Origin of the sequence: Mesorhizobium sp. M6A.T.Ce.TU.016.01.1.1 (genome assembly GCF_003997065.1) — a bacterium.
Lineage (GTDB): Bacteria > Pseudomonadota > Alphaproteobacteria > Rhizobiales > Rhizobiaceae > Mesorhizobium > Mesorhizobium mediterraneum.
On sequence record NZ_RZTJ01000059.1, the window covers coordinates 1 to 4,170 of the forward strand.

Below are 4,170 nucleotides of genomic sequence, written 5' to 3' on the forward strand. Positions count from 1 at the left end.
GTACACAGCCAACAACGAAGGCAGGCGTTTCATCGAGAGCGACTATTGGTCGGGACAAATGATGCAGGAGTTCTACAATGAGCTGCAGTCGGGGAAGGGGCCGGTCTTCCTGAAGCTAAACCACCTGCATCCTGATACCGTCGGCGAGATCGAGCAGATCCTGCACAAGGTCGAGCGCCCATCGCGAGGCAGGTTCCATCAGGCTCGAGGAACCGACTATCGCGAAAATATGATCGAGATGCACATTTCAGAAATCGGATTGTGTTCGGGCCACAGCGCGTCGGGCGTCTTTGTTGATGAATATGCCCGGACCACGGTACCGGGGCTTTACGCAGCAGGCGACATGGCCAGCGTCCCGCACAACTACATGCTTGGCGCGTTCACCAATGGCGCGATCGCGGGCGAGCACGCAGCCGAAATCGCACTCGAGAGTGATTTGCCGGACTTCGACAGCGATTTGGTCAGGCTGGAGCGAGAACGCGTGCTCGCGCCGACGCGGCGAGATGATGGCATTCCACCCAACCAGTTAGAGTATAAGGCTCGGCGCCTCGTCAACGATTATCTGCAGCCGCCGAAGGTAACCGCCAAGATGCAGATCGGACAGACCAGGCTTGCCGAGGCGCGGGATGATCTGGAGACAGCACTCGTCGCTCGCAACGCCCACGAGCTGATGCGTTCGCTCGAAGTGTCTTCTATTCTCGATTGCGCGGACATGGCGGCCCACGCATCGCTCTATCGCGCGGAGAGCCGCTGGGGTCTCTACCATAACCGCGTCGACTATCCGGAGAAGGACGACGCGAACTGGTTCTGCCACACACTTGTCCGCAAGATCGACGGCCGAATGGTTTCCGAGAAGCGCACCGTCCAACCCTACATCGTACCTGTCGAGGAAGAAGAGCGGACGGCTTACGACCGGCTGCGCGTTTCCAATACCGCTTGATCGGGAGAACAAATGCCACTCGCGCTTTCGCCTACCGCCATTCCGGTCGTCGTCGACGACGCTAAATGCATTGCCGACAAGGGCTGCACCGTCTGTGTCGATGTCTGTCCGCTGGATGTGCTGCGCATCAGTGATCTGACCGGAAAAGCCTACATGAAATTCGACGAATGCTGGTACTGCATGCCGTGCGAAACGGATTGCCCAACCGGCGCGGTCACGGTCAATATCCCCTATCTGTTGCGCTGACATGAGTGCCTTCGAACCCTTAGAAGATTTCGGTGATATCGACCGAATAGTCGAACGCCTCCACGACGCCGACGGGGGAGTGCGTCGGCTGGCCGTGATTGATCTCGCCGATTCGGGACGTCAGGACGTTCTGCCACATCTTCTGGCCGCGGCCGAGGATCCCGATGCTACAGTGCGATTGCAAGTCGCGACTGCCTTTGCCGAGTTCGACTCGAGCGAAGCCGCCAGTGGTCTCGTCAAATTGGTGACCGACCAGGACAGCTCAGTGGCGCAGGCGGCGGCCGATAGTCTCGCTGAAATCAAGGATCCGGCAGCAGCGGAGCTGATGGAGCCCCTCCTCAACAATGAGAGCGCTTTCGTCCGCGCCGCCGGTTGTCGAGGCTTGAGGGCGCTACGGTCTCCGGCATCGCTCCGTCCGGCACTTGCGGCAATGCGCGACGAGAATCCCGAGGTTCGTGCTCAGGCGCTTGGGGTTGTCGCCTACCTCAAGCTCGAGGAGACCTTGCCGTCACTGATCGGGGCGACACGTGACCTGGATGCAGGCGTCCGGGCAGTTGCCGCAAGTGCACTTTCCTTTTCCGGCCAGCCCGCAGCCGCGGCCGCAGTTGCGGCTGCGCTCGTTGACGAGAACTGGCAGGTGCGGATGGCCGCCGCGGATTCGCTCGGCCGGATCGGCCAGGCCCCGGCGGTCGATGTGCTGACTACCGCTCTTGGCGACGAGTACTGGCAGGTCCAACAGGAAAGCCTGAACGCGCTCGGTAAGCTGAAGGCAAAAGCGGCAGTTCCGGCAATTTCAAAATTACTTCAGAGCGAGATTTCGGCGCTGCGCAAAGAGGCGGCCGCTGCACTCGGCGAAATCGCTGACCCCGCCTCGCGCGACGCGCTGATGAAATACATATCCGATGCCGATCCAGACGTCCGCAAGACGGTGCGCTGGGCCTTGGCGCGGCTCAGCTAGACTGCCGGAAAAAGGCGGCGTCACGTGCCGCCCTTCGAAACCATGCTCATCAGCTTGTTCGGGCGCTCGATACGGATATGTCGCGGCGTCACCGTGATCAGTCCCTCCTTTTGAAAGCGTTTCATCATCATCGTTACCCACTGACGCGTCGATCCCACCATGGCGGCAATCTGGTCATGCGTGACCTTGGCGTTGATGATGACCGCATGTCCGTCGCGTACGCCATGAAGCTCTCCGAGGTTCGTCAGAAACTGTGCCAGGCGCTCGATGACCGACCGTGTCCCCAGCATCTGCGCCATGGCTGAATAACACCTGCCCTTTGAGGCCAGCCCCTGCACAAGACAGAGAGCGAAGCCCGGAATTCCCACGACGAGCCTCTTGAGAACGGAGGCTGGCAGGAACAGGATCTCACAGTCGCTCAGCGCTTCGCCGGACCAGATATGAGCGCCGCCACCGGTCATTTCAGGGCCGCCAATAAAATGGCCGGACGTCCAATAGGCGAGTGTGATTTCTCGCCCCGAGGGAGCGGTGTAGAAGACCCGAACCTGGCCGCTTGTGATTATGAAAATGCCATCGTGGCGGTCGCCCTGGGTGAAGATCGCGTCACCGGCCGAGAAGGCGAGATGCCGGCCATGACTGTTGAGGCTTTCCAATTCTTGCGGCTTCAAAGCGTCGAGAAAATGCGCGCCCTCGTCCAGTATTTCAACGCTTTCGCTTAAAAAGAGTGCCTGGCAACCAGGGAGGACCACCTGGTCGGCAAGTTCCGGTCTCGGCTCCAGCCTTCGGTCCTTCGCCGCATTCGGTGCGCGCAATTCCAGGCTCATATTCGATTCCTCCATTTGGTCCTCCGAACATAAAGTATACAAAGTCTATAGAGTATAAAGGAAAACCATTGCTCATTTTCGCGCCCGCTTGAACGATTCTCTCCACACGCGACCTTGGGGTCGTGCTGTCGGGTGGGCTGAGTGAGTAGTTGATAGGCAACGGTAAAGCTTACAGGTGATCCCCAGCCGCGATGCTTCGCTCATCCGTAGGCGACGGGTCCCACCTTCCGGTGCTACGCAAATAATTGCTTATGCCACTTGCGACGCCGCCCCATAAATTGGCGCGACAGCGGGTTGGCGATCGCCAACCTGGCTCAGTGAACCAAATAGCCGCCGGACATCCGGGGCACGACTATGGGGACCGGACCATGAACTTGTGTACTCACTTGGCGGCCATCGCCCTGGCGGCAACCGGCTTCGTTTCAGCTGCAGACGCGGAGACCATCCGTGTGGCGATCGGCACGCAGGATACGACGGTCAACACTGCGACCGGCGGGCTTCTCATCCGCGAGTTGAAGCTCCTCGAGAAATATCTCCCGCATGACGGCAAGTACCAGGAGGTTGCGTACGATATTCAATGGAAGAATTTCACAAGCGGCGCTCCGATCACCAACGAGCAGATTGCCGGTAAGCTCGACTTCGGCGTAATGGCGGATTTCCCAGGCTCCTTCAACGGCCTCGCCCACCTGAAGGCGGGCAGAAAAAGCCTTTTCATCACCGTCCTCTCGGGCAGCGTGAACGGCAGTGGCAACGGGATCGTGGTGCCGACAGACTCGCCGATCCATTCGCTCTCGCAACTGAAGGGCAAGACGATCTCGGTGCCGTTCGCATCCACCTCGCACGGCATGCTGCTGCGTGCGGTTAGGACACAGGGATGGGATGCTGAAAGCGACGTCCAGATCATCACGCAGGCTCCGGAAGTTGCCGGCGCAGCTCTCAAGGCAAATCAGATTGAAGCGCATGCCGACTTCGTGCCGTTTGCCGAGCTCTTCCCATGGCGCGGCTTTGCCCGCAAAATTTACGACGGCTCACAGGCCAAAACGCCGACCTTCCACGGCGCTCTGGTCGACGCGGCATATGCCGAAAAGTATCCCGAAATCGTCGTTGCCTATCTTCGGGCCGCGATCGAGGCAGACCAGCTGATCAACGAGGAGCCTGAGAAATACAGCGAGTTGATAGGAAAGGTCACCGGTGTGGACGCC

The 4,170-nt window shown here is 59.5% G+C and carries 5 protein-coding genes; 4 read left to right on the forward strand and 1 reads right to left on the reverse strand.

Annotated features, from left to right (window positions below; all coding sequences use genetic code 11):
* The 3 genes from EOC94_RS32900 to EOC94_RS32910 form a co-directional block, all read left to right on the forward strand.
* A partial coding sequence (locus tag EOC94_RS32900) for an FAD-binding protein (protein ID WP_127295762.1) occupies positions 1–940 on the forward strand: 940 nt, incomplete at its 5' end.
* 12 nt (positions 941–952) lie between these two features.
* The gene (locus EOC94_RS32905) at positions 953–1,186 is read left to right on the forward strand and encodes a ferredoxin family protein (protein WP_127295764.1); all 234 of its coding nucleotides are present in this window, start codon (positions 953–955) and stop codon (positions 1,184–1,186) included.
* A gap of 1 nt (position 1,187) precedes the next feature.
* Positions 1,188–2,144 carry a HEAT repeat domain-containing protein gene (locus EOC94_RS32910; protein ID WP_127295766.1) on the forward strand — a complete coding sequence of 319 codons (957 nt, stop codon included), beginning with the start codon at positions 1,188–1,190 and terminating at the stop codon, positions 2,142–2,144.
* Between the two features lie 20 nt (positions 2,145–2,164).
* On the opposite strand, the gene EOC94_RS32915 is transcribed toward EOC94_RS32910, so the two are convergent.
* On the reverse strand, positions 2,165–2,983 hold the full coding sequence (locus EOC94_RS32915) for a Crp/Fnr family transcriptional regulator (protein ID WP_245465719.1): 819 nt from the start codon (positions 2,981–2,983) through the stop codon (positions 2,165–2,167).
* Positions 2,984–3,336: 353 nt separating this feature from the next.
* Here EOC94_RS32915 and EOC94_RS32920 point away from each other — a divergent pair.
* The coding region (locus EOC94_RS32920; RefSeq protein WP_185928384.1) for an ABC transporter substrate-binding protein at positions 3,337–4,170 on the forward strand (834 nt) is incomplete at its 3' end.

What these genes read in the sequence shown, in the direction of transcription:
- EOC94_RS32910 (WP_127295766.1), top strand. Translation starts at nt 1,188, where the DNA reads ATGAGTGCCTTCGAACCCTTAGAAGATTTCGGTGATATCGACCGAATA.
- EOC94_RS32915 (WP_245465719.1), bottom strand. Translation starts at nt 2,983, where the DNA reads ATGGAGGAATCGAATATGAGCCTGGAATTGCGCGCACCGAATGCGGCG.
- EOC94_RS32905 (WP_127295764.1), top strand. Translation starts at nt 953, where the DNA reads ATGCCACTCGCGCTTTCGCCTACCGCCATTCCGGTCGTCGTCGACGAC.